Origin of the sequence: Rhizobium rhododendri, assembly GCF_007000325.2 — a bacterium.
Lineage (GTDB): Bacteria > Pseudomonadota > Alphaproteobacteria > Rhizobiales > Rhizobiaceae > Rhizobium > Rhizobium rhododendri.
In genome coordinates this window covers 222519-247964 of record NZ_CP117268.1, presented here as the reverse complement: position 1 = coordinate 247964, position 25446 = coordinate 222519, and the positions used below count along the sequence as shown (strand labels likewise).

The following is a 25446-nucleotide window of genomic DNA, read 5'->3' as shown; positions in this document are numbered from 1 at the left end:
TCGGCGGCCGTGTGGTCGCCGGGCACTTGCTGGCGACGACGGGGTTAGTCGAGGCCATCGATAAACGCCAGGATCTCCGCCTCGGAGACGACGTCGGCATATTTTGCGTTCATATCGAAAAGATTGGCCTCGTGCGGAGCCGGATGACGGTCGCCACAGGCGTCGCGCACCACCGTCGTGATGAAGCCATGCGACATGGCATCCACGCAGGAAGCGCGCACGCAGCCGCTGGTGGTCAGCCCGGTGAGGATGACGTTGTCGACCCCCATCGCGGTCAGCATCGGCGCCAGAGACGTGCCGAAGAACGCGCTCGGATACTGCTTCGTCACAACAAACTCGTCAGCCCGTGGCTCAAGCCCCTTCGGCCAGGCGCCGAGAGGGTTGCCTGCGGTAAAGCTCGCCAGCGGCTTGGCCTTCTGGAAAAACCGGCCGCCATCCAGACCGCTCGAATGCAGGACGACGCCGGTCAGGATGACGGGAAGGTTCTTCTCATGCGCTGCGGCACGGATGCGCAGGGCACTTTCCAGCGCCGCATCGACACCTGCGAATAGCGGGCTGTCAGGCTCGAAATAGGCCTGGACGAAATCGACCAGCACCAGGGCAGGCTTCCTGCCGAAGCCGATGCGGTTGTCATAGGCTTTGGCATAGTTCGCACGCAGGTCGGCTTCGCTCACGGACGGCTCCCTCGAAATTCATGGACGGTCTCGACGACAGGGGCTTTCGGACTCAGGACTGCGGCAATCCGGTCGGCATGGGCGAGAAGATGGCTGTCGGCAAAACGCGGCGCGATCACTGTCACCCCGATCGGCAGCGACAGCCCGCCGGGAGATGCCGGCGGCGGCACTGGAATATTCACGCAGGGCACGCCGAGCAGCGTCCACGAGGCATTGAACACGGGATCGCCGGGTTTGCGGCCGACGGGTGCAAACCCGGCAGCGCTCGGCGCGATCACCACATCGTAGTTGGCTGCGATCTCGTCGAACGCGATCCGCGCCAGCCCCATGCCGTCATAGGCGTCTCTCAGTTCGGCAAGCGTCGTTCCATCGCGATTTTCCACCCGGTGGTGGAAATCGTCATGCAGGGCGGCGCCATGTCGACGGGCAAGATTGCGAAACGCCGCCTGGCCTTCGCGATGCAGAATGACCCGGTGATAGCGATCGAGCGCTTCGAAGGCCGGCGGAAGTTCGAGCTCATGGACCTGATGACCGGCCTGTCGCAGGCTGTCGGCGGCCGATGTCATTGCCCGCAGGCTTTTGTCCTGCAGGCGGTCATGGTAGGGGCCGGTGGTCACGGCCATCCTCAACGCATCCGGGCGACTTTCCGGCCCGAGAGGTTCGTCCAGACCGAAGACATTCGCCAGCAATGCGAGGTCCGCAACCGAACGGCCATACCAGCCCACAGTGTCAAAGCTGATGGAATAGAGCCTCACACCCTCCCGGCTGACACGACCGTAGCTCGGCTTGAAGGCGTAGACGCCGCAGAAGGAAGCCGGGCGAATGGTCGAGCCGCCGGTCTGCGTGGCAAGCGCCAACGGCACGTGGAAGTCGGCGACGGCTGCCGCAGAACCGGCAGACGAACCGCCGGAGGTGCGTGCGAGATCGTACGGATTGCCGGTTTTGGCATCCTGCCCGGCGGCGGCAAATTCCGTCGTGTCGGTCTTGCCGAGCACGATTGCACCTTCCGCGCGCAGCAGATCGACGGCCGCAGCATCCGCCGCAGGCTGGAAACCACCATAAAGCGGCGAGTTGTAGGTCGTCGGCAGGTCGTGGGTGTCGAACACATCCTTGACAGCAATCGGCAGGCCATGCAGCCGGCCACGCTTTTCCCTCGGCAAGGCATCCAGACGGGCGGCCTCGGCCAGTGCCTGCGGATTGACGGCGAGCCAGGCCTGCACATCGCCATCCCGCAGGCGGATGCGCTCAAGGCACGCTTCCACCACATCGCTAGCGCTCAACTTGTCATCGGCCAGCATCGCCAGCAAATCCGTGGCAGTCAGCTGGTTCGGCAGGGGCACAGACGGCGTTTCAGCGCTCATATCGCCAGTCCCGGCGGCATCATGTCGTGGAACTCGGTCGCGCGCTGAAAAGCGGCCCCAAGGGAAAGGCACATCGCATCGGCCTGGGGCCTGCCGACGATCTGTATACCGGTCGGCAGACCGGTGCGACCGAGGCCGGATGGCAGCATCAGGGCCGGCAGGCCGGTGACGTCGAAAATCATCGTGTTTCGCGAAATCATCGACTGGAAGGTATGCGAGATCCCGTTCACATCGACGGTCAGCCCATCGAGCACGCCAGCCTCGCCACCGATGCCGGGCGTAACGACCAGATCGACGTCGGCCATGGCGTCGAGGAAGCCGCTTTGTGCCTCGGCGCGCATCTGGAGCGCACGCCCGTAATCGACCGCGGAATAGGTGAGGCCGTTCTTCAGCCTGTGAACAAGGCCCGCGTCGAACATCTCCACACGATCGAGACGGGGAGAATGCAGCGTTGCCAATTCACTTTGGAGGATGACCCAGCCGGCCTCATGCCAAGGGGCGATATCGATGGCAGGGAGCGGAATGCAGATGCATCCAAGCCTCTCCATCGTCTTCAGCGCAGCCTCCCAATTGGCGAGAACGGCGTCGTCAACCACATCCGTGAACCAGTTGACGGGCACGCCGATGCGAAGACCCTCTAAAGTCTCGCCCGCCAGAATGGCAGCACATTGCGCAGCCAAGGATGGCTCCCGCTGGGCGGTCATGAAAGACAATACACGGGCGATGTCCCTTGCCGAGCGGGCCATCGGACCGACATGGTCGAGTGTCCAGGACAGGGGCGCGACACCTTTTCGGGACACGCGGTCCCGGCTCGGCTTCAGGCCCGTCGTGCCACACCAGCAGGATGGGACCCGGATTGATCCACCGGTGTCCGTGCCGAGCGCAAGCGGCATCAGCTGCGCGGCCAGTGCTGCAGCGGATCCCGTCGACGATCCACCCGTCCAGCGGCTTTGATCCCACGGATTGCGCACCGTACCGAAGCGCGGGTTGTGCGGTGAACCGGTGGCAAACTCGGTGGTCGCAGTCATGGCAAAGGGAATGGCGCCGGCGGCACGCAAGTCGGCCACGACATCGGCATCGGCCGGCGCGACGCGATCGCCGGTAAAATGGGAGCCGGATGTGGTGATCGTATCGGCGACATCGATGATGTCCTTGACGCCGAACGGAATGCCCTCCAGCGGCCGCACCGTTCCATTGCGCCAACGCTCGTCGCTTTCACAGGCGGCCTTTTCAGCCTGCGGCACGAAGCGAAGGATAGCCTCGCCACCTGCGGTGCAGGATCGCGACGCACTGATAAGCGAGCGCAGGGCGTGCGAAGGCAACAGTCTCCCACCGGCATACGCGGAAAGAAGCGCGTCCACGCCGGCGGTCCTTATTGGCAAATCTTCGATCGCGGGCTCGACATCAGGGCTTGGGAACGGCTCGCCTGAGGGTGCCAAACGGGCGTAGGTGCGATCTGCGACGCCGGGGTCGACCAGCGTCAGTGGATCCAGGAGGTCGCGGGGGCCGACAAGCGGTGCTGCGGCCCCGGCATCTGGCAGAAGGCGATGCACCTTATTCGGCCGCCATCTGGCTCGGCATGCGCGACGCCATCAACGGCTGGATGCGCTCCCCAAACTTGTCGAGACCGACCAGGAAGTCGTCGAAGGTCAGCATGATGCCCTTTGTACCGGGAACGCTGCCGGCCTCCTCCAGCATCCGGGCGACGCTGGCATAAGAGCCTACCAGGGTGCCCATGTTGAAATTGACAGCACCTTCCGGCAGGTTGATGTGCTTGGCGGTCGAGTTGCTGTCGGCAGTTGCATCCTTGCTGCCCTGGTCCGCCATCCACGCGAGGGCGTCGACATCGGCCCCTTCGCGGTAGCTCTCCCACTTTGCCTTTGCCAGTTCGTCGGTCTCTTCGGCGATCACCATGAACAGCACGTAGGCGCCGACATCGCGGCCGGTCTTGGCAGCCGCTTCAACCAGCTTGGCGTTGTTCGGCGCATAGGCGGTCGGCGTGTTGATGCCCGAGCCCATGACGAAGTTGTAATCGGCGTACTCTGCCGCGAATTCCATGCCGCGCGGACTCTGACCTGCTGCCACGATCTCGATCTTGTTCGCCGGCATCGGCTTCATCATGCAATCCTTCATGGTGAAGTGCTTGCCTTCGAAGGAGCATTCGCCCTTGGCCCAGAGCTCTTTCATGATGTGGACGTATTCGGTCGAATAATCGTAGCGGTAGCCGAAATAGTCATTTCCCGGCCACATGCCCATCTGGTCATATTCCGCCATCTGCCAGCCCGACACGATATTGACCCCGAAACGGCCGGGCGCCACGCTGTCGATCGTCGTCGCCATGCGCGCGACAATGGCCGGCGGCAGAGTCAGCACGGCCGTCGAGGCAAACAGCTTGATGCGCTTGGTGACAGCCGCCAGGCTGGCCATAAGCGTGAAGCTCTCAAGATTGTAGTCCCAGAACTCGGCCTTGCCGCCGAAGCCTCTCAGCTTGATCATCGAGAGAGCAAACTCGAGCCCGTATCCCTCTGCTTTCTGGACGATCTGCTTGTTGAGCTCGAAGCTCGGCATGTACTGCGGCGAGGTAGTGGAGATCAGCCAGCCATTGTTTCCGATGGGAATGAAAACACCGATATCCATGTGGTTCCCCTTTTATCTGATGGACATGCAAGGCAGTATGTACGAACTAATGCAAAATTTTTCGGGCCTGTAAAGCCAAAAATGACGCATCTTTAGGCGCGCCTATTTATTAATCAAACGGCTGATTTGCACGCAGAAGTTTGGCGCCGGGAAATTATTCAAACGGCGAATGACGAGGCAAAAAGCCAATCAGAAAGGCAATTACAGGCGGAATGGGCAGACGAATCATGGCGCCGGCAAAGGCGGGAACCATTCACGCGGCTGTCAGCCTCAGCTCTCGGCGCGCAGTGTCGTGGTGAAGGTAAAGCGCTCTGCCGGCAGAACCTGGAAAGCATATTCCAGCAGGCGGCGACCGGAGCCGTAGTAGCGGCGCGTGACGACGAGCGCGAGATCGCCCGTGCTGACGCCAAGCTTGCCGGCAATCACCTCATCGAGCGCGATAGGCTTGATTTCCTGCTGGATTTCCTGGATTTTTTCGCCGGTAAACTGTTCGATATAGTGAAAAATAGCACTTCTCGCGACCGTGATGTCCTTCACGGCGCCAGCAAGCCTGGAATCGACGTAGACCTCGTTCCACGAAAACGGCCTGCTTCGATTGCCGGGATAACGGATACCGGCCATGTGGAAGAACTTTCGGCCAGGACGGCAACCCAGCTCGATCGCAAGTTTACCCTGCGCCGAGACCTCCTCCTTCGTGTCGATTACAAATTCGGTCTCGGCGGCGATTTCGAAAAGTTCGGAGCGCGAGTGGGCGATGAAGCGTTTGCGTTCCGGATCGAAGCCGGCCTCAACACGGGTGCCTACCCCCTTGCGCGCCGAAAGACGCCCCTTGTTGCGCAGGGTCCCGATTGCCTGACGCACGGTCTGGCGACTGACGCCCAGCGCTGCGGCAATCTCGTTCTCTGTCGGCAAAAGGGTGCCGACCGGGTAGTCGCCATTGCTGATGCGAGACTCCAGGTGATGGGCGACCTGCAGATAGAGCGGCGCCGTATCCAGCTCCGGCTTCCAATGATTGCTTTTCTGATCCAAGCACCCCACCCCTTGCCAGCTAAAATCACCGGCACATCTCCGTTGTAAAGGTTTCAATCGTCTTTCCCGGCGAAAGGCAATCGAATTTCAGCATGTCCGCAAACGCATCCTGACCCGCTTGTGCCAGCAAAGCAAATCTATTAGTACGTACATATCCCAGCTATAATTTCCCAGGATATTGAGACGCATGTCGGACCTGATTGCCGGAGAGGCCACGCAAACGCGCCGAGCTTCTTCGCTGATGCAAACCCTTGTGGCGGCAACGCTGATCCAGATCGTGGCGACCGCGAGCGTCCTTGCACTCACGGCCATTGCGCCGACGGTGGCAGCAGATCTCGATATCGGCGCCTACTGGATCGGCTATCAGATCAGCCTGATCTATGCCTCTGGCATGTTCTCCTCTGCAATCGCCGGCACGCTGGTCCAGCGCTTCGGGCCGATCCGAATTGAACAGGCTGCACTTGTCTGCTGCGTGATCGGTTTTGCCGGCATTGCCACCGCCAGTATTCCACTGATCGTCATTGCGTCGCTTTTTATCGGCATCGGCTACGGCCTGAACAATCCTGCATCTTCCGAAATGCTGAGCCGAGTCACCCCGCAGAACAAGCGGAACATCGTATTTTCGCTGAAGCAATCCGGCGTCCCGCTGGGCGGCATCCTCGCAAGCTTCGCCTTCCCCTATCTCTCCCGCTATGTCGACTGGAATATCGCACTGCTGATCGGGGCGGCCGCACCGCTGTTGACGATGGGGTTGCTGGCGATGACGCATGCGGCCGAACCCGTCGTAGTCAGCAGGCGCCGATCCCTGTTGCGCGGGTTGATCGAGGAACAATCGACGATCTGGCGCAACCCGCGTCTGCTGACGCTGAGCGGCCTGGGCTTTGCCTATTCCGCCATGCAACTGTCGGTTTCCGCCTTCGCCGTGGTTACGCTTGTGCACGACGCCGGCTGGTCCTTGCTCGCCGCAGGGTCCGTTGCTGCGGCCATGCAGTTCGCTGGCGCCTTCGGTCGCATCTTCTGGGGCGTGGTCGCCGATCGCATCGGCGGCGGCTTCATCACCCTGTCACTGCTTGGCCTGCTCGGCGGCGCCGGCTATGCCTTGCTCTACTGGCTGCCCGGCCTGCCACCGGTCGCGCAGGTCGCTCTTTTCGTCTGCATGGGCGGCGTGACGATTGGATGGAACGGCGTGCTGCTCGCAGAGGTGGCCCACAATGCTCCGGAAGGCAGAGTCGGCGCGATCACCGGGGGCGTTCTGGTCTACACCTTCATCGGGGTCATCGTCGGTCCGTCGTCCTTTGCCAGTCTTTATGCTTTGACCGGCCACTATGGTGCGAGCTTCATGGTCTTTTCCCTGTTCGGTTTCGGCGGCATGATCATCGCATGGCGAGCCCATCGCTCAAGCCACTGACCTGAAAATCGTCCATATGTACTGACATACTGATGACGCATGCGTGCGGCGCCGCTTGCTGCAGGCGCTCGCTATAGGCTGACGATTGGCTCCGATGTGCAATTGAACACGATTCAAGCGCCTATCTGATATGGTTTTTAGCAATCGCCGTATAAATGTGCAGTGCAAAAAAATAGGCAAAATCCGGTTGACGTTTCCTTGAGTATGTACGTACTTTAAGTTTAGATAGCTGATCGAAAGCTACGTTGTAGGACCCCGGGCAGACCGGGATCACAGAGGGGAATGTTGATCATGCGCCTGCTTTTCGTGAGTACAATGCTGGCGGTCTCCGCCTTCGCCGGCCTGTCCACAACCGCGATGGCCGACCCCATGGAGGATGCCAAGGCGATCATCACGCAGCACCGCGCCATGCCGGTATTCACGCCCCCGGGCGAACCCTTCAACGCCAAGCAGTGCATGGCCGGCAAGAAGGTTTTGTCGATCCCGATCTCGATGACCATCCCGTTCAATGTCGAATTGCAGAAAGCAATGGCATCGGCTGCAGCCGAAGTGGGCTTCACCTACACCACCTGGGACAACCAGTTGAAGATCGACCAGTGGGTGCAGGGTATCTCGCAGGCGATCAGCCAGAAATATGACGCTCTCGACCTGGCGGGCGGCCTGAACCCGCAAGTTCTCGGTCCGCAACTGGGCGAAGCGCGCGCCGCCGGCCTGAAGATATCGACGACGCATTTCTACGACGTGACCCAGCCGGCAATCGACACCGTCGACTATTCCGGCAAGATCGACTTTAGCGGCGCCGGCAAGCTGCTGGCAGCCTGGGCCTATGTCCAGACCGAAGGTAAACCAAATGTACTGATCATCGGCTCGTCCGACGTCCTCCCCTCGATCCCCTTCGTCAAGTCGATCCAGGATGAACTCAAAACGCTTTGCCCGAGCTGCAAGATGAAGCATCTGGACGTGCCCGTTTCCGAATGGGCAACGAAGATCCAGTCGGGCACGCAATCCGCTCTGCTGGCCGATCCCTCGATCAACTACATCCTGCCGATCTACGACTCCATGTCGCAGTTCGTCATCCCGGCGCTCCGCATCACCGGCTCAGAAGGCAGCGTCAAGCTTGCCAGTTTCAATGGCACGCCATTCGTTCTCGACATGGTGCGCGGAGGCCAGGTGCAGATGGATGTTGGCGAAAGCCTCGGCTGGGCCGGCTATGCGGCGATCGACAACATCATGCGGATGCTGTGCGGCGAGCCTGAAGTCGCCAAGCTCAACGTGCCGCTGCTGGTCTTCGACGACACCAATATCCAGACCGCCGGCACACCTGCCAATTTCAACGACGGCTATGGCGACGCCCACCTCGACGGCTTCCGCAAACTCTGGATGATGAAGTAGGTCAACGCGAACGCAGCAGGAGCGCCTCATGGTCGAAAATGCCGTCCTCACCATGAACAACATCAGTATGCGCTTCGGCAGCTACTATGCGCTCAAGGGTGTTTCGCTGTCGATACGGCGGGGCGAGGTATTCGGCCTTCTCGGCCAGAACGGCTCCGGCAAATCCACCATGATCAAGGTGCTGGCCGGCTTTCACCAGCCGGAAGAGGGCAGCGAGGTCATCCTCTGGGGGCAGAAAATGTCTCTGCCGCTCGATCCGATGGCGATCAAGAAGCGAGGAGTAGCTTTCGTCCACCAGCACCTCGGTCTCGTGCCATCCCTGACGGTGCTCGAGAATATGCGGGTCACAGCGCTTGGCCAGAAGACGCCTTGGTTCGTCAACTGGAAGAAGGAAGCAGCCGCCATCTCCAGGCTGTTTTCCGAATTCGACCTGTCGATCGATCCGTTCCAGACGGTGGCGAACCTTGCGCCGGTGGAGCGGGCCTTTGTCGCCATCATCCGTGCGTTCGAGGACCTCAGGGCGTCCGATGCCGGCTATGGCGGCGAAGGCATCCTGGTCCTCGACGAACCGACGCCATTCCTGCCGGCCGACGACGTGCTGCGACTTTTTGCGCTGATCCGCTCCATCGTCAAGACCGGCGCCTCCGTCGTCATCGTCACGCATGATATCGACGAGGTCCGAGATATCACCGACCGTGTCGCGGTGCTGCGCGACGGAGAGCTGGTCGATATCCTCGATACCCGTACATCACAGCGGCAGTCTATCCTCGACACCATCGTCGGCTCGCGGATCGACGCGTTCGAAAAGAAGCGCATGGCCAGGACAGGCGTGCCGGTGGCGGTCAGCGTGCGCGGTATTTCCAATGGCACCAGCGCACCTTTCGATTTCGAGATCCGGGAGGGCGAGACGCTGGGTGTGACTGGCCTGATCGGCTCCGGCTTTGCAGCCCTCCCCTACCTGCTCTATGGTGCGAGACGGGGCAGCGGTGAAATCACCATCGGGGGCAAATCGGCGAAGGTCAGCGCGGTGACGCCGCTTGCTGCGCAGAAGCTGGGCATCGCCTTCCTGCCCGGAGATCGCCTGGGTGCTGCCGGCATCGGCACACTGCCGGTGACCGACAATATCACGCTCCCCATGCTGGATGGCCTCACCAGGCCTTACGGACTCGATCGTCCCGGAATGACGCGTGCAGCGGCAGCGCTCGTCCAGAGTTACGACGTCAGGCCAGCCAATCCGCATCTCCCGCTCGGCTCGCTGTCCGGAGGTAATCAGCAAAAGGTGCTGCTGGCCAAATGGCTGCAGACTAAGCCGAAGCTTCTGATGCTCGACGAACCGACGCAGGGCGTCGATTTCGGCGCTCGCCAGCAGATTTTCAGGGCGCTGGACCGGGCGGCGGCGGATGGCACGGCGATACTTTGCGCCTCGACCGACAATGAACAACTCGAACAGATCTGCGACCGCATCATCGTCTTTTCGCGCGGTCGCCCGGTGATCGAACTCAAGGGCGCCGAGATCAGCCGCAAGGCAATCACCGAAGCCTGTTTCCACAGCCATGACGCGGAGGCCGCAGAATGACGACGCTGGATATGCCGACGACCAAGACCTCGATGCCGGCAAGGAGCCGCTTCACGATAAAAACCGAGGGCGAGCGCTTCGCCCTTGTGGGCGCATGGTTGCTGCTCATCGTGATTTTCGGAACGCTGATGCCGGATTCGTTCCTGAGCTGGCGAAGCTTCTCCACCCTGTTCGGCTCACAGGCCGTGCTCGTGGTGCTGACGCTTGCCATCATCATTCCGCTGACATCGGGCGATTTCGACCTGTCTGGGGCCTCGACCCTGACGATGAGCACCATGCTGATCGCCGTGCTCAACGTCAAATTCGGCTGGCCGATCGTCCCCGTGATCGTCATCGCGCTGGTGAGCGGTATCGTCATCGGCGCGGTCAATGCATTCTTCGTCCTCTATTTCCGCATCCATTCGCTGATCGTCACGCTCGGTGTCGGTACGTTCGTGAACGGGCTGATCCTCTGGGTCAGCAATTCGCAGACGATATCAGGCGTCTCCATGGGCCTGGTCAAATGGGTCATCATCAACCGGCTGTTCGGCATTCCCCTCGCCTTCTTCTATGCCCTGATCCTCGCCGTCATCCTTTGGTACGCGCTGGAATTCACCATTGCCGGCCGCAAGCTGCTGTTCGTCGGCCGCGGGCGCGAAGTGTCCCGGCTGAACGGCATCAATGTCGACAGGGTGCGCGCCACCTCCTTCGTGCTCTCCGGGCTGATCTCCGCCTTTGCCGGCATGCTCTATGCCGGCATGACGGGATCAGCCGATCCGCTGTCCGGCCTCAACCTTCTGCTTCCGGCGTTCGCCGCAGCATTCCTCGGCGCAACGACAATCTCGCCCGGCCGCTTCAATGCCTTCGGCGCGGTGATCAGCGTTTATTTCCTCGTGACCGGCATCACCGGCCTGACCATGCTCGGGGCGGATGCCTATGTGCAGAACCTGTTCTACGGAGGCGCCCTGGTCATCGCCGTGTCGCTCAGCCAGCTCGTGCGCAATCGCCAGCCACAGGATTTCAGCTGATGGACCTGATGAAGATCGTGGCTGCCCTTGCCGAGACCTATTGGGATCGCCCGGCCGACGAGGCGGAGCTTGTGGCCATGGCCGGTGAAGCCATGCGCGACAAGACCAGCATCGCCAAGCCACTTACCGATAAGGCAGGCGCGTTGTTCAACACCGAACCAGCCCATTTCGAAGCTGTCTTGCGCGTTGAGGCCGGACGATGAGCCTCGATAACCCGACCACGCTCAAGGAGGCTGCGGAGGCGATCCTCGCCGGCCGGATTACTTCCGTCGAGATGACAACCGCCGCACTCGCCCGCGCAAAGTCCAGCCACGAGCGGCTGAACGCCTTTATCGAGATCGAGGAAGGCCCCGTGCTCGAGGCAGCCCGTGCCGCCGATGTTGCGCTTGCCGCCGGCCGGACGGTAGGGCCGCTGCATGGTGTGCCACTCGCCCACAAGGATATGTATGACCGCGCCGGCTTCGTGACCGGTTGCGGCTCGAAGATCCGCAAGGGTCATGTGGCGACCTCGACGTCCACAGTCATGCAGCGTCTGCAAGCAGCGGGTGCGCTCTCCATCGGCCGGCTCAACATGAGCGAATTCGCCATGGGACCGACGGGGCACAATTTTCACCACGGCAGGGCGCTGAACCCGATCGATGCTGCGCGGATCACCGGCGGCTCTTCCTCCGGGTCCGGATCTGCCGTTGGCGGCGGGGTGGTGCTGGCGGCTCTCGGCTCAGACACGGGCGGCTCCATCCGTCTGCCGGCCGCCTGTTGTGGCACGGTCGGGATCAAGCCGACACAGGGACGCGTCAGCCGTCATGGGGCGATGCCGCTGTCATTCTCGCAGGATTGCGTCGGCCCTCTGGCGCGCTCCGTCGCAGACGCCTACCTGCTGTTGCAGCTGATCGCCGGCCCGGACGGACACGACACGACCTGCATGGATGCAGACAAGCCCGGTGCGCTGCTTTCCGACCTGTCATCGCTGCGGATCGGAATTGCCGGCGGTCCGTTTGCCGACGGACTGGAAAGCGACGTTGCAGGCGGGATGGAGACGGCAATCAGGGCTTTGTCGCCAGATGTAGCCGGCATCGCTGCTGCACCCCTGCCCGATCTCTCCGCCATCGCTGAACTCGCCAATGCAGTGGCCATGGCAGAAGCGGGTACGGTGCATTTCGACTGGATGCGCGAGCGTCCGGAAGATTACGGCCCGCAGATCCGCATGCGACTTTCGCAGTCGCTGGCGATCCCGGCGCCGATCTATCTGCGTGCCCTGCAGATGAGGTCGGTGATGCTGAGAGAGTTTCTCGAGACAACCTTTGCCGGCATCGATGTCCTGATTGCGCCGACAATGCCGTTCATTCCACCGCTGTCCAGCGAGGTTGACGTCGGGACGAGCCCGACGATGAACGCTGTCGTCAGCGCGATGACCGCGTTCACGAGACCGTTCAGCTATCTCGGCCTGCCGGTGGTCACCGTGCCGGTTTCGATGTCCGCTGGCGGGCTACCCATTGCGCTGCAGATCGTCGCGCGTCCATGGCGCGAGGATCTGGCCGCCAGCGTCGCCCTGAGGCTCGAACGAGCAGTTGGCCTGACGGCCTTCACCGACCCATCGCTTGCGCGGCCGGCCGCCTGAGCAAAACATGCAACCCGCCGGAACGGGCGGACACCCCATGAAGGATCATACCGATGGACGCCACGACCCAGATCGAAACCATTGAAGACGTAAGCCCGCAGGTCTTTCGCGACGCAATGGCGAAGATGGGCGCGGCCGTGAACATCATCACGACGGATGGTCCGGCCGGCAAGGCAGGCTTTGCAGCGACCGCTGTCTGCAGCGTCACCGACAGCCCCGCCACCTTGCTCATCTGTCTCAACCGGACGGCGTCGGTATTCAATGCGGTCATGGGCAACAAGGCGCTCTGCGTCAATGTCCTGACCGCCGGGCACGAAGGGCTTTCAGGCCTGTTTGGCGGCAAGACCCCCGTCGAACAGCGCTTTGCCGCAGCCAACTGGCACTATGGGGTTACGGGCGCTCCGGTGCTGGAGGATGCCATGGTATCGTTCGAATGCGTGCTCACCGACATGGTCGATGTCGGCACCCACCGGGTGCTGTTCTGCTCGGTAAAGGCTATCCGCGAAAGCGCTGCGGAAAAGGCGCTGGTCTACTACAAGCGTGCCTACCACCATCTCGGCGCCTGACGATGGCAGGCCTTGCGTCAGCCCAGTTTCACTCCGTTCGCCGTCACGTAGACCGCGTATAGCGATGTTGTTCCGGTGATGAACAGCCGATTGCCTTTCGGACCGCCGAAGGTGAGGTTGGACACGCCTTCGGGGATCCGGACCTTGCCGATCAGGTTGCCGTCGGAATCGTAGACGTGAACGCCGTCACTCGCACTGGCCCAGATACGGCCCCTGCGATCGACCCTGAAGCCGTCGAACAGACCTGACGTGCACTCTGCAAAGACGCCGATATTTTCGAGCCTGCCATCGGCGGATACGGCAAGTTTACGGATATGACGCGGTCCGCCGCTGAGATGCGAAACGCCGGTGTCGGAAACGTAGAGAATGGATTCGTCCGGCGAGAATGCCAGCCCGTTCGGCTTGACGAAATCGGCGGCGACACGACGCGTTCCGGTCTGCGGATCATGGCAATAGACATGGCAACCGCCGATCTCCTCCTCGCCATAATCACCTTCGTAATCGGTCAGGATGCCGTAGGTCGGATCGGTGAACCAGATCGTGCCATCCGACTTCACGGTCACATCGTTCGGAGAATTCAGACGCTTGCCGTCGACCTGATCGGCGATGACAGTAATCTTGCCGTCGAAATCCGTCCGGGTGACCCGTCGCGTCAGATGCTCGCAGGTCACGAGCCGACCTTCGTTGTCGACGGTATTGCCGTTGGAATTGTTCGATGGCGACCGAAATACGGAGGTCTGACCGCTGGCTTCATCGTAGCGCATCATCCGATTGTTCGGAATGTCGGAGAACACCAGGTAACGTCCGGGGGCAAACCAGGCAGGCCCCTCCAGCCAGCGGCCTCCTGTCCAGAGCCGCTCGACCCGCGCATGGCCGACAAAGCAGGCCTCGAATTGAGGATCGATAACTTCAAAGCCGCTGCCTTCGATTTCACCAAACATCGTCAACTCCATCTGCATTTCGGTTATCGATATCATTTTCTCCCGTTCAGCCAAGACCCTGACGTTGTTGGCGTCAAATTAGTTTGAGACAGATAACACAAGACCCTCAGAGATAGCCCTTTTGGCAATGCGCGCAGCGCGAGAGTGCGCAACTTTGCGATTGTGCGATGGTAGCGATAACTTTATTGTTGAACCTTGCTCGAAGCCGCGCGGTGTTTGGGGCAACCGATACGTATGGGGACACAGTGAAAAAACCAGCCGGGGGCAGGCCGAACGGCGCGCCGCGAGACATCCAGAAGCTGACGATGGCCGAGGTCGCCAAATATGTCGGCGTATCCGCGATGACAGTCTCGCGGGCTTTTCGGCAGGATGCCAGCGTCTCGGAGGAAACGCGCAAGCGGATCATGGATGCCGTCGATGCACTCGGCTACGTGCTTGACCAGTCGGCCGGCAGCCTGTCGTCCCGGCGCACCGGCTTCATTGCGGCGCTGGTGCCATCGATCAACAATTCCAACTTTTCCGACACCGCGCGGGGCATCACCGACGCGCTCGAAAATACCGGCCTGCAGCTGCTTCTCGGCTACACCGACTACGCGGCGGACAAGGAAGAAAAGCTTATCGAGGCGATGCTGCGCCGGCGCCCGGAAGGCATCATCCTGACCGGTGGATCGCACACGATGCGCGCGAGGCGCATGCTGGAAAATGCCAATATCCCGGTTGTCGAGACCTGGGAAATCCCGGAGAAGCCGCTCGGCCATGTCGTCGGTTTCTCGAATGGCGAGGCCATGTCGATGCTTGTGCGCGCGCTCGCCGACAAGGGTTACCGCAAGTTCGGCTATATCGGCGGCACCACGGCGCGCGACACGCGCGGCAGCCAGCGGCGCAGCGGATTCCTGAAGACGGTCGAGGAACTCGGGCTAGGACCTGGCCGCGTCATCTCCTTCGGCGTCCCGCCGATCACCATGCAGCAGGGCGCGCAGGCCATCGTCAGCATGCTCGAAAGCTGGCCCGACACGGAAGTCGTACTGTGCGTTTCCGACCTGTCGGCCTTCGGTGCGATGATGGAATGCCAGCGCCGCGGCATGCGCGTACCGGAAGACATTGCCATCGCCGGCTTCGGTGACTACGAGATCTCGTCGATCTGCCACCCGCGCATCACAACGATCAATGCCGATTGCTATGGCATCGGCAGCCAGGCGGCGGCAAAGCTGCTCGAAGCCATCCAGGGCGGAGAGCCGAAGGGCGACGAGATCACTCTCACCAGCTGCCGCGTCGTGTTGCGCGAAAGCGCCTGAGGCAAATCTAGAAGGCGATCTGCACCTTCATGGCCTTGCTTCGATCGTTCGCCGCCTCGAAGGCTGCCACCGCATCCTCGATCGGGAAAACCGCCGTCAGCAGCGGCTTCAGATCGACGCGCCCGCTGTTGATCAGATCGACCGCCAGAGCGAACTCCTCGTGGAACCGGAAGGTCCCGCGTATCTCGATTTCCTTGGCGACGATCATGTTCTGTGGCAGCGAGATGTCGCCGCCGAGGCCGAGCTGAACCAGCACGGCGCGCGGCGCCAACGCCTCCAGCCCCGCCCTGACCGCCCGTTCATTGCCGGACGCTTCGAACATCACATCGAAATAACCCTTGTCGGCACCATAGGCGGACAGATCTTGCGGGTTGGAAGCGACATTGATCGTCCGGTCAGCACCGATGGTCCGCGCCAGATTGAGAACATTGTCGACGACATCGGTGACGACGATTTCGCGGGCGCCGTGTGCCCGTGCCGCAATGATTGCGAGCGCGCCGATCGGTCCGCAGCCGGTCACCAGCACCCGCTTGCCGAGCAGCGAGCCTGCGCGGTTGACCGCATGCAGGACGACCGCGAACGGTTCGGCGAAGGCCGCTTCCTCGATGGAAACGCCGTCCTTGACCTTGTGGCACTGCCAGCCTTCCGCCACCAGTTGCTGGCGAAAGCCGCCCTGGATATGCGGCATCGGCATCGCGCTGCCGTAGAACTGCATGTTGAGGCATTGGTTCTGCTGCCCCTTGAGGCAATACCGGCAATGATTGCAAGGTCTGCTGGGCGAAACGGCGACGCGGTCGCCGACAGAGAGGCCAGTCACTCCTTCGCCGATGGCGTTGATGGTGCCGGCAATCTCATGCCCGAGGATCATCGGTTCGCGCAGCCGCACGGTGCCGAAGCCACCGTGATTGTAATAGTGCAGGTCGGAACCACAGATGCCGCCGGCCTGAATGGCAATGCCCACCTGTCCCGGCCCCGGCAATCCCGCCTGTACTTCCTCGATCCGAAGATCCTTGGCGGCGTGAATGACAAGTGCTTTCATCGTCTTACCTCAAACAATGGAGTAGGCCTCAAACAACCGGGGTGAGCAGTGTTGCGCCGGAGAAATGCGCCGCGAGATTGTCGCGAACGAGTTGGCCCATCGCCTGCCGCGTTTCCACCGTCCCGGACCCATGATGCGGATGCAGGACGATATTGTCGAGCGTCATGAAACGCGCGTCGATGTTGGGCTCGTTCCAGAACACATCGAGGCCCGCGGCCTGGATGGTTTTTTCCTGCAAGGCAGCAATCAAGGCCGCCTCATCGACGGTGGAACCCCTTGAGACATTAACAAGTATCCCTTGAGCTCCGAGGGCTGCCAGCACCGCGCCATCGACCAGATTTCGGGTAGCCTCCCCACCGGGAACGATGACCACCAGGAAATCGGCCCATTTCGCCAGCGCGATCAGGTCCGGTTCGAACGCGAAGGCAACGTCCGGGCGTTGGTTGCGGGAAAAGTATGCGATATCGCAGCCGAAGGCCGCGCCGCGCCGGGCGATGGCCTGGCCGATGCGCCCCATGCCGACGAGACCGAGCTTCTTGCCCGACACCCGCGTCACCAAAGGCATCGCGCCGTTGCGCCAGTCTCCGGCGCGCACGAACACATCTGCTTGCGCGATGCGCCTGGCTGCGGCCAGCAGCAATCCAATGGCAATATCGGCGACGTCATCGGTGAGAACATCGGGCGTATTGGTGACGCGAATGCCGCGGTCGCGGGCATAGGAAAGATCGATGGCGTCGGTGCCGACGCCGTAGCACGACACGATCTCGAGGTTCGGCAACGCCGCCATGAGTTCGGCGGAGGCGCCAAGCTCGCCCTTGGTGGCGATGGCACGAATGTCCTTGCCGACAGCCTTCAGCAGGGCCTGCCTGTCTTCGGCCTCCCACAGCCGATGGACGACATAATTTTCCTCCAGCGCCGTCATGTCCCAATCCGGATACACGCCGGTCATCAGGATATCTGCCTTCGGCATGTCTTGTCTCCCGTGAATTGTCGATTGATTATGTTATCGATAACATATAGTTCGGTTGGTCATGTCAAGGGATGATTTCTGCCCTGTCGATGCTAAACATTTCCAGATGACCGCAAGAATTGAAGGAGACGAGATGAGGAACCTGTTCGATCTGACCGGCCGGCGCGCGCTGATTACCGGGTCCAGCCAAGGCATCGGATACGCCCTGGCCGAGGGCCTCGCGAGCTATGGCGCGGAGGTGGTGATCAACGGCCGGACTTCATCGGCAGTGGCTGCCGCCGTCGAAACTCTGAGGGCAAAGGGCTTTGTTGCCCATGCATCCGTCTTCGACGTCACCAAAAAGGATGCGACGGATCAGGGCGTTGCGGAAATCGAGGCTGGCATCGGCGCCATCGACATCCTCATCAACAACGCCGGGATGCAGTTTCGCTCGCCACTGGAAGAGTTTCCGGCCGACAAGTGGGAGCTTTTGCTGGCAACAAACATTTCCAGCGTCTTCTACGTGGGCCAGGCGGTCGCCAAGGGCATGATCGCGCGCAAAGAGGGCAAGATCATCAACATCGCTTCGGTCCAGAGCGAGCTGGCAAGGCCCGGTATCGCGCCCTACACCGCAACCAAGGGCGCCGTGCGCAACCTGACGAGAGGGATGTGCGCCGACTGGGCAAAGCACGGCCTGCAGATCAACGCCATTGCCCCCGGCTACTTCAAGACACCGCTGAACCAGGCGCTGGTCGACAATCCGGAGTTCACATCGTGGCTCGAAAAGCGCACGCCGGCCGGACGCTGGGGCGATGTCGAGGAACTGATCGGCGCTGCCGTGTTCCTGTCCGGCAAAAGCTCTTCCTTCGTCAACGGCCACACGCTCTATGTCGATGGCGGCATCACCACTTGCCTTTGAGGTGAGGTATCGCCTGTAGAGGCAACGACGTTGGATTGCAAAGGAGGACATGATGGATAGTGACAGGGCAAGCGTTGCAGTGATCGGCGCCGGCATCATGGGAACGGCGATCGCCACCCGCCTGCTCGAGACGGGCCATGCGACATCTGCTTTCGATCTCAATCCTGATAAAGTCGCGGCCCTCGCAGACAAGGGCGCAACTCCCGCAAAGTCTGTCCGGGCCGCCGTCGAGACGAGCGCATTCTGCATTCTCAGCCTCAACCACGCCGACATCGTGCGGTCCGTCGTGTTCGGCGAGGACGGCGTGGCTGCTGCCGCCAGTGCCGACAAACTGGTGATCGACATGTCGTCCATCGACCCCGCCGAGACGACCTCGATAGCAACCCGACTGCGAGATGAGACAGGCATGGGCTGGGTGGACTGCCCGCTGTCCGGGGGGGTGCCGGGCGCGCTATCGGGACGGCTGACGATCATGGCGGGCGGCAGCGAGACCGATTTCGAGCGGGCCCGCGTCGTCATGCAGCATCTGGCTGCCAACTATACGCTGATGGGCGGATCAGGAGCCGGCCAGACAACGAAGCTCATTAACCAGCTCTTCTGCGCAGTGCTTTTCCAGGCCGTCGCGGAGGCTGTGAAGCTCGCCGAAGCCGGCGGAGTCGATCCGGCGGCAATCCCTGCGGCGTTGGCAGGCGGCAGGGCGGACAGCCGCATTCTGCAGGAATTCATGGGCAAGTTTGCCCAGCGGGATTTCTCGCCGACCGGGCGGATCGACAATATGTTGAAAGACCTGGATTCGCTGCAGGCCTTCGCACTGAAGACGAAAACACCCCTTCCGATGACGGGCGCTGTGGTGGAGATTCACCGGCTGCTGTGTGCCGCCGGTCTCGGCAGCCGCGACTCCGCAGAGATGATCCGCCTGCTCGACGGCTTCTCCGCCGCACCGTAAATTTCCACGCCGCAGGACGTTTTCCGTCGAGAACGGATTTTCGCTTGACCGGTTATCGATGTTATCGATAACATAAAACTCTGCATACGCGTGGCTTTGGGAGGAGCATCGGTGGAAGCGAAAAAACTACTGGAGTTCCAGACGATCACCAAGACGTTTGGCGGAACCCAAGCGCTCTGTGACGTCTCCTTCGATTTGCGCGAAGGCGAGATCCTGGCCCTGCTGGGCGAAAACGGCGCCGGCAAGTCGACGCTGATCAAGACGCTCGCCGGCATCTACAAGCCCGATACCGGCGACATCCTCTTTCGTGGCGAAAGCTATCATCACCGTCCGTCGCGGCCCAACCAACGCCAGCCGGTCGCCTTCATCCACCAGGATCTCGGCTTGATCGAGTGGATGACGGTCGGCGAGAACATGGGCCTGGCGCAAGGGTTCTCCATGCGTCGCGGCGTGATCGACTGGAAGCGGACGCAGGCGCGCGCCGAGGATGCGCTGAAACTGGTGGGCTGCCACTTCGATCCGACGACCCGGGTCTCGTCCCTCAGCAGGACGGAGAAGTCCCTCGTGGCGATTGCCCGCGCCCTTGCCGTCGAAGCCGACGTCCTTGTGCTCGACGAACCCACGGCAAGCCTGCCGGCAGACGAGGTCGAGCGGCTGTTCGACGCCATCAGGCCCCTCAAGGAGCGCGGCGTCGGGATGATCTACGTCTCGCACCGGCTGGACGAGATTTTCCGCATTGCCGACCGCGTCGCCGTCCTTCGAGATGGCAAGATGGTCGGCCAGAAGGCTGTCGCCGACACGACGCCCGACGAGCTCGTAACGATGATCATCGGCCGCGCCAATCACGACCTGTTTGCCAAAAAGCCGGCCGTCGCCGGCAAGGCGATCGTCAAGGTCCGCGACCTCGCCTGCGCCGGCACCAGCCCGGTCTCTTTCGATATCCGTGAGGGCGAATTGCTCGGGCTGGTGGGATTGCGGGGCGCCGGACAGGAGTTGATCGGCCGCGCGCTGTTTGGCTGCGAGGGTTTTGCCGGCAGCGTGCTGCTGCATGACCAGACACCCGACCTGTCGAGCCCCCGAAGCGCCATGGCATCCGGAATCGGCCTGATCGCCCGCGACCGGACGGAGGAATCGGTCGCCATGCCGTTATCGGTGCGCGAAAACACCTACCTCAATCCCGGTGCATCCGGCCGGGGATTGCGGTCCTTTCTCTCCCCCCGACGCGAAGCCGATCTTGCCTCGGCCATCGGTCGTTCCGTCGGCCTGCGACCCAACGATCCCGACTTGCCTGTCGAAGCTCTATCCGGCGGCAATCAGCAGAAGGTCGTCGTCGCCCGCTGGCTGGCGACCGGGCGTAAGTTGCTGGTTGCCGAGGATCCGACCGCTGGTGTCGATGTCGGCGCCCGTGCCGATATCTACCGCCTTATCACCCAGGCGCTGGATGCCGGGCTTGCCGTCGTCGTCGTTTCCACCGATTTCGAGGAAATCGCCCACATCTGCCACAGAGCCCTTGTCTTTTCGCGCGGCAGGATCGTCAGCGAACTGGCCGGCAATGCGCTGACGACGGAAGCGGTCATCACAGCTGCGTCCGCGTCCGAAGCCGCATGAACATTCAGGAGGAAAGCCATGCAATCCATTGAATCAACCGCGCTGGAGCCGACTAAGGGCGAAATGGCGGGATTGTCGACCAGCCAGAAGATCGGCCGGCTTATCCCCGTCTACGGACTGGTAATCCTGACCGTCGTGCTGATCCTGCTGTTCTCGCTGCTGCTGCCGGCGACTTTCCCGACACTTCTCAACGTTCGCTCCATCGTGTCGGACAAGGCGATCATCGCGCTGCTGTCGCTGGCCGCGATGATCCCGATGGCGTCGGGCCGCATAGACCTGACCGTCGGTTACGGCATCGTGCTCTGGCACATCCTTGCCATCAGTCTGCAGACCGCCTACGGCCTTCCCTGGCCAGTGGCCGTCCTCATCGTGCTGGCGCTCGGCACCATCACGGGCTTCCTGAACGGACTGCTGGTGGAGGTCGCCAAGATCGACAGCTTTATCGCGACGCTCGGAACAGGCACCGTCCTCTACGCGCTGGCGCTTTGGCACACCGGCGGCCGCCAGGTTGTCGGCGTCCTGCCGCACGGCTTTTATGCACTGAACGGAACGATGCTGTTCGGCCTGCCGATCACTGGCTTTTACGTCCTCGGCATCGCCATCTGCATGTGGGTCGTGCTCGAATACCTGCCGGTCGGGCGATATCTCTACGCAATCGGTGCCAACCCGAAGGCCGCAGCCCTCAATGGCATTCCGGTGCGCAAGTTCGTGATCGGTGCCTTCGTGACGTCGGGACTGTTGGCGGCGCTCACCGGCGTACTTCTGGCCTCGAAGCTGCGCATCGGCCAGGCGAGCGTCGGGCTCGAATATCTGCTGCCGGCCCTCGTCGGCGCCTTCCTCGGCTCGACGACGATCAAGCCCGGACGCGTCAACGTCTGGGGGACGCTCATCGGCGTCATCATCCTGGCGGTCGGGATTTCCGGCATCCAGCAATTCGGCGGCTCCTTCTTCATCGAGCCGCTCTTCAACGGGGTCACCCTGCTTATTGCCATCGGCATAGCCGGTTACGCCCAGCGCAAGCGCGGCGCCGTGAGGAGGATCACGCCCGCGCCCAAGTAGACTACGCCGGGATCAACACCGGTACATCAAAACCAAAATGGAGGAGTGAACATGAAGCGTAGAACGATGTTGCAGGCGACGGTCGCAGCGCTTGCCCTGATGACCAGCCTGCCGGCGCTTGCCGACCCTATGTCCGATGCGAAAGCGGTCGTCGACAAATATGCATCCAAGGCGAGTGCATGGGATGGCCCGACCACCGGGCCCAAGGGCGCAGCCGGCAAGTCGATCGTCATCCTTGCCGGCGACATGAAGAACGGCGGCATTCTCGGCGTCGTCAACGGCGTCCAGGAGGCGGCAGGATCGCTCGGCTGGAAAGTGACCGCGCTCGACGGCGCCGGCTCGATCGGCGGCCGGACGGCAGCCTTCGGCCAGGCGATGGCGCTGAAGCCGGATGGCATCATCATCGACGGTTTCGACGCTATCGAGCAGAAGCCGGCGATGGAGCAGGCAAAGGCTGCCGGCATTCCGATGGTCTCCTGGCATGCGGCATCGAATGTCGGTCCCGTCCCGGAAGTCGGCGTGTTCGCCAATGTCACCACCGACGCCATGGAGGTCTCCAAGGCTGCGGCCGACTGGGCATTCGTCGATGCAGGCGGCAAGCCCGGCGTCGTCATCTTCACGGACAGCACCTATGCGATTGCCATCGCCAAGGCCGACCGGATGAAGAAGGAAATCGAGAGCCTCGGCGGCACCGTGCTCGAATATGTCGATACGCCGATCGCCGAAACCTCGCAACGCATGCCGCAGCTGACGACATCGCTGCTGCAGAAATACGGGGAGAAGTGGACGCATTCGCTGGCGATCAATGACCTTTATTTCGACTTCATGGGTCCCTCGCTGGCATCGGCCGGCATCGAGGGAGACGGCAAGCCGGTGAATGTCGCCGCCGGCGACGGCTCGGAAAGCGCCTACCAGCGCATTCGCGCCAAGCAATACCAGGCAGTCACGGTGGCCGAGCCGCTCACCCTGCAGGGATGGCAACTGGTCGACGAACTAAACCGCGCCTTCGCCGGGGTCGCATGGTCCGGCTATGTTTCGCCGCTGCATGTGGTCACGACAGCCAATGTCGAATTCGACGGAGGCCCGAAGAACAGCTTCGATCCCGACAACGGCTATCGGGATCACTACAAGGCAATCTGGGGCAAATAACGTCGCCGTGCGGGGCGCGGCCGATGCCTGCGCCCCGCGCTCCGGGCACAGACGGAGCCGCGCCCTCACATCAACCAATTTGGAAAAGTCGATGATCGTTCGATATGCTTTGTTCGAAGGCGAAATCCATGCCGGCAAGGAGGCCGAATTCCGTGCCTTCGTGAAAGAAAAACTGGTGCCGCTCTGGACGCAATTCCCGGGCGCCAAGGAAGTTCGCGTCCTCGATGGCTTCGATCGCGATGAAGGGGCGCCGGTCTATGCAATGGCCCTTGCAGTTCGCTACCCCGACATGGATGCCGTTGATGCCGCACTTCGCTCGGATGTCCGCTACCAAAGCCGCGAGGTCAGTGGCGAACTTCTGAAGATGTTCACAGGCCGGGTACACCACCACCTGTTTACCGCAAACGATTATGCGCCGGCGAGCCTTTGAGCTAACATGACACATACCGCATCGTTTACAGGATGAAAGCATGATGGATGGCCGGGTTGCAGTTGTCACGGGCGCAGGTTCAGGCATCGGAAGAGCGGTAGCGCTGGCGCTCCTGGGGGATGGCTACGTCGTTGCGCTCGCCGGTCGCCGTGCGGAGCCGCTGGAAGAAACAGCCTCTCTGGCCATGGCGGGCATACCGTTGATCGTTCCGACAGATGTCACCGACCCGGCGTCGGTCGACGCGCTCTTTGCCGAACTGGAGGCTAAGGCAGGGCGGCTGGACGTGCTGTTCAACAATGCCGGCGTGGGTGCGCCCACGACGAATTTCGGCGACGTGACGTTCGAGCAATGGCAAGCCGTCATTTCCGTCAACATCAACGGAATGTTTCTCTGTGCCAACCGGGCCTACCGCATGATGCGCGACCAGACGCCACGGGGCGGACGCATCATCAACAACGGCTCGATCTCGGCCCACACGCCGCGGCCAGGCTCAGCACCCTATACGGCCTCCAAGCACGCTGTGACCGGCCTCACCAAATCGATCAGCCTCGACGGGCGCATCCACAACATCGTTGCCTCGCAGATCGATATCGGCAACGCCGCCACGGATATGACGACGCGCATGGCCAAGGGCGTGCCACAGGCGGATGGCACGATTGCTGTCGAACCCACCATGGACGTCGCAACCGTGGGTGCCACCGTCCTCAATATGGCGAAAATGAGCCTCGCCGCCAACGTCCAGTTCATCACCATCATGGCCTCGAGCATGCCGTTCATAGGGCGGGGATAAGGCTCGGAACCCTCCGCACCTGGGTCGATGGTGACGGGATACGACTGCCAGCAAAAAAGATGGCGCCATGTTTTCACACAGGGCGCCATCGTGTTTTAGGTTGGTAATCTCGGGAGACCTAGCGCGCGGCGATTTGCTTCAGGAGCTTGCAGAGAGCAGCCAGACCGGGATCGGCATTTCCGGCTCCGAAGGTCTTGCAGCGGGTGAGGACGAGCTTCTGCTGAGTGGGCGACATCCCCTGGTACGCGATAGCAGCGCGTCGGGTTGCCGCCCGACCGCCCAGACCCGAGCCTACACCTGCATTGTTGCCAGATCCAAGACCAGTCCCGCTGGTGTTGCCGCCGCCGATGGATCCGGTGCTGCCACCGCCGGTGGATCCGTTGCCGCCGCCGCCGGTGGATCCATTGCCGCCGCCGGTGGATCCGTTGCCGCCGCCGCCAGTGGATCCATTGCCGCCGCCGCCGGATCCACCAATTGACGCTCCGACACCCGCGCTGACGCCATTGCCGCCTCCAACCGACGCACCGACACCAGCATTGACACCGCTTGACCCACCAATCGAGGCAGTTGCTCCCGCGTTCACGCCTTGCGCACCACCGATCGATGCTCCGGCTCCGGCATTAACACCATTGGAACCGCCTACATTTGCGCCGACACCGGCATTCACACCGGTGGAGCCGCCGACGTTCGCACCGACGCCGGCATTAATGCCGCCGACGGAAGCGCCCACGCCGACGCCCAGTCCACGACCTCCGCCGAGTGATACCCCGCCGCCCAGGCCAAGGCCTCCGCGGTTGGAGCCGCCCTGTTGGGCCTGTACGGATACCACAGTTGCCGCAGATAGAAGAACGGCAAGCGAAATGCTCTTTCTGAGATTCTGCATGATTATCATCCTCGTTGGTTTAGCCCGTGACTGATGTCACTGGCGGGACTAGGTCGAGGAGCGCGCGCTTCCTGTTGAAACGGACTGATAGCGGGTGCTATCGATCCGTCACAATGTAAACGTGTTATGCATTACTAATGTTTCACTCTCTTATGGACCTGAGAGCGCTT

General features: G+C 61.8%; 24 protein-coding genes. 15 read left to right on the top strand and 9 right to left on the bottom strand.

Annotated elements, in window-relative coordinates:
* Positions 1-44: 44 nt before the first annotated feature.
* The 5 genes from PR018_RS18920 to PR018_RS18900 all read right to left on the bottom strand — a co-directional run bounded on the left by PR018_RS18920 (position 45) and on the right by PR018_RS18900 (position 5701).
* Positions 45-674, bottom strand: coding sequence for an isochorismatase family protein (locus PR018_RS18920; RefSeq protein WP_142830978.1), 630 nt, complete (start codon positions 672-674; stop codon positions 45-47).
* Positions 671-2035, bottom strand: coding sequence for an amidase (locus PR018_RS18915; protein WP_142830977.1), 1365 nt, complete (start codon positions 2033-2035; stop codon positions 671-673). The genes PR018_RS18920 and PR018_RS18915 overlap by 4 nt, the downstream gene beginning before the upstream one ends.
* Entirely contained in the window at positions 2032-3588 is a 1557-nt protein-coding gene (locus tag PR018_RS18910; protein ID WP_142830976.1) for an amidase, read from the bottom strand. Before PR018_RS18910 ends, PR018_RS18915 begins: the two co-directional genes overlap by 4 nt.
* A 1-nt stretch (position 3589) precedes the next feature.
* Positions 3590-4672 carry a pyrimidine utilization protein A gene (rutA, locus tag PR018_RS18905; RefSeq protein WP_142830975.1) on the bottom strand — a complete coding sequence of 361 codons (1083 nt, stop codon included), beginning with the start codon at positions 4670-4672 and terminating at the stop codon, positions 3590-3592.
* Between the two features lie 270 nt (positions 4673-4942).
* The gene (locus PR018_RS18900) at positions 4943-5701 is read right to left on the bottom strand and encodes a GntR family transcriptional regulator (RefSeq protein WP_142830974.1); all 759 of its coding nucleotides are present in this window, start codon (positions 5699-5701) and stop codon (positions 4943-4945) included.
* Between the two features lie 187 nt (positions 5702-5888).
* On the opposite strand from PR018_RS18900, the gene PR018_RS18895 reads away from it, so the two are divergent.
* From PR018_RS18895 to PR018_RS18865, 7 genes are all read left to right on the top strand, one after another.
* Positions 5889-7109, top strand: a complete 1221-nt coding sequence (locus PR018_RS18895; RefSeq protein WP_142830973.1) for an MFS transporter — start codon at positions 5889-5891, stop codon at positions 7107-7109.
* Between the two features lie 291 nt (positions 7110-7400).
* Positions 7401-8501, top strand: coding sequence for a sugar ABC transporter substrate-binding protein (locus PR018_RS18890; RefSeq protein ID WP_161990974.1), 1101 nt, complete (start codon positions 7401-7403; stop codon positions 8499-8501).
* Positions 8502-8529: 28 nt separating this feature from the next.
* Positions 8530-10077, top strand: a complete 1548-nt coding sequence (locus tag PR018_RS18885) for a sugar ABC transporter ATP-binding protein (protein ID WP_142830971.1) — start codon at positions 8530-8532, stop codon at positions 10075-10077.
* Entirely contained in the window at positions 10074-11084 is a 1011-nt protein-coding gene (locus PR018_RS18880; protein WP_142830970.1) for an ABC transporter permease, read from the top strand. The genes PR018_RS18885 and PR018_RS18880 overlap by 4 nt, the downstream gene beginning before the upstream one ends.
* Positions 11084-11287, top strand: coding sequence for a hypothetical protein (locus tag PR018_RS18875; RefSeq protein ID WP_142830969.1), 204 nt, complete (start codon positions 11084-11086; stop codon positions 11285-11287). The genes PR018_RS18880 and PR018_RS18875 overlap by 1 nt, the downstream gene beginning before the upstream one ends.
* Positions 11284-12702, top strand: coding sequence for an amidase (locus PR018_RS18870; protein ID WP_142830968.1), 1419 nt, complete (start codon positions 11284-11286; stop codon positions 12700-12702). The genes PR018_RS18875 and PR018_RS18870 overlap by 4 nt, the downstream gene beginning before the upstream one ends.
* A gap of 80 nt (positions 12703-12782) precedes the next feature.
* Positions 12783-13268 carry a flavin reductase gene (locus PR018_RS18865; RefSeq protein WP_425064174.1) on the top strand — a complete coding sequence of 162 codons (486 nt, stop codon included), beginning with the start codon at positions 12783-12785 and terminating at the stop codon, positions 13266-13268.
* A gap of 17 nt (positions 13269-13285) precedes the next feature.
* On the opposite strand, the gene PR018_RS18860 is transcribed toward PR018_RS18865, so the two are convergent.
* The gene (locus tag PR018_RS18860) at positions 13286-14209 is read right to left on the bottom strand and encodes an SMP-30/gluconolactonase/LRE family protein (RefSeq protein ID WP_142831011.1); all 924 of its coding nucleotides are present in this window, start codon (positions 14207-14209) and stop codon (positions 13286-13288) included.
* Positions 14210-14514: 305 nt separating this feature from the next.
* Here PR018_RS18860 and PR018_RS18855 point away from each other — a divergent pair, with 305 nt between their 5' ends.
* On the top strand, positions 14515-15504 hold the full coding sequence (locus PR018_RS18855; protein WP_142831010.1) for a LacI family DNA-binding transcriptional regulator: 990 nt from the start codon (positions 14515-14517) through the stop codon (positions 15502-15504).
* Positions 15505-15511: 7 nt separating this feature from the next.
* On the opposite strand, the gene PR018_RS18850 is transcribed toward PR018_RS18855, so the two are convergent.
* Both PR018_RS18850 and PR018_RS18845 read right to left on the bottom strand, forming a co-directional pair.
* The gene (locus PR018_RS18850) at positions 15512-16543 is read right to left on the bottom strand and encodes an L-idonate 5-dehydrogenase (RefSeq protein WP_142830966.1); all 1032 of its coding nucleotides are present in this window, start codon (positions 16541-16543) and stop codon (positions 15512-15514) included.
* Positions 16544-16571: 28 nt separating this feature from the next.
* On the bottom strand, positions 16572-17513 hold the full coding sequence (locus PR018_RS18845; RefSeq protein WP_142830965.1) for a 2-hydroxyacid dehydrogenase: 942 nt from the start codon (positions 17511-17513) through the stop codon (positions 16572-16574).
* 133 nt (positions 17514-17646) lie between these two features.
* Between PR018_RS18845 and PR018_RS18840 the strand changes: the two genes are divergently transcribed.
* The 7 genes from PR018_RS18840 (at position 17647) to PR018_RS18810 (ending at position 24393) form a co-directional block, all read left to right on the top strand.
* On the top strand, positions 17647-18411 hold the full coding sequence (locus tag PR018_RS18840) for an SDR family oxidoreductase (RefSeq protein ID WP_142830964.1): 765 nt from the start codon (positions 17647-17649) through the stop codon (positions 18409-18411).
* Positions 18412-18460: 49 nt separating this feature from the next.
* Positions 18461-19357, top strand: a complete 897-nt coding sequence (locus PR018_RS18835; protein ID WP_142830963.1) for an NAD(P)-dependent oxidoreductase — start codon at positions 18461-18463, stop codon at positions 19355-19357.
* A 111-nt stretch (positions 19358-19468) separates the two neighbouring features.
* A complete protein-coding gene (locus PR018_RS18830; protein ID WP_142830962.1) occupies positions 19469-20965 on the top strand; it encodes a sugar ABC transporter ATP-binding protein in 1497 nt (498 codons plus the stop codon).
* Positions 20966-20983: 18 nt separating this feature from the next.
* Entirely contained in the window at positions 20984-22024 is a 1041-nt protein-coding gene (locus tag PR018_RS18825) for an ABC transporter permease (RefSeq protein WP_142830961.1), read from the top strand.
* A gap of 51 nt (positions 22025-22075) precedes the next feature.
* On the top strand, positions 22076-23173 hold the full coding sequence (locus PR018_RS18820) for an ABC transporter substrate-binding protein (RefSeq protein WP_142830960.1): 1098 nt from the start codon (positions 22076-22078) through the stop codon (positions 23171-23173).
* Positions 23174-23264: 91 nt separating this feature from the next.
* The gene (locus PR018_RS18815; RefSeq protein ID WP_142830959.1) at positions 23265-23603 is read left to right on the top strand and encodes a hypothetical protein; all 339 of its coding nucleotides are present in this window, start codon (positions 23265-23267) and stop codon (positions 23601-23603) included.
* A gap of 43 nt (positions 23604-23646) precedes the next feature.
* On the top strand, positions 23647-24393 hold the full coding sequence (locus PR018_RS18810) for an SDR family oxidoreductase (protein ID WP_142831009.1): 747 nt from the start codon (positions 23647-23649) through the stop codon (positions 24391-24393).
* A 118-nt stretch (positions 24394-24511) separates the two neighbouring features.
* Here PR018_RS18810 and PR018_RS18805 read toward each other — a convergent pair whose 3' ends face one another.
* Positions 24512-25276, bottom strand: a complete 765-nt coding sequence (locus PR018_RS18805) for a hypothetical protein (protein ID WP_153816487.1) — start codon at positions 25274-25276, stop codon at positions 24512-24514.
* Positions 25277-25446 lie beyond the last annotated feature (170 nt).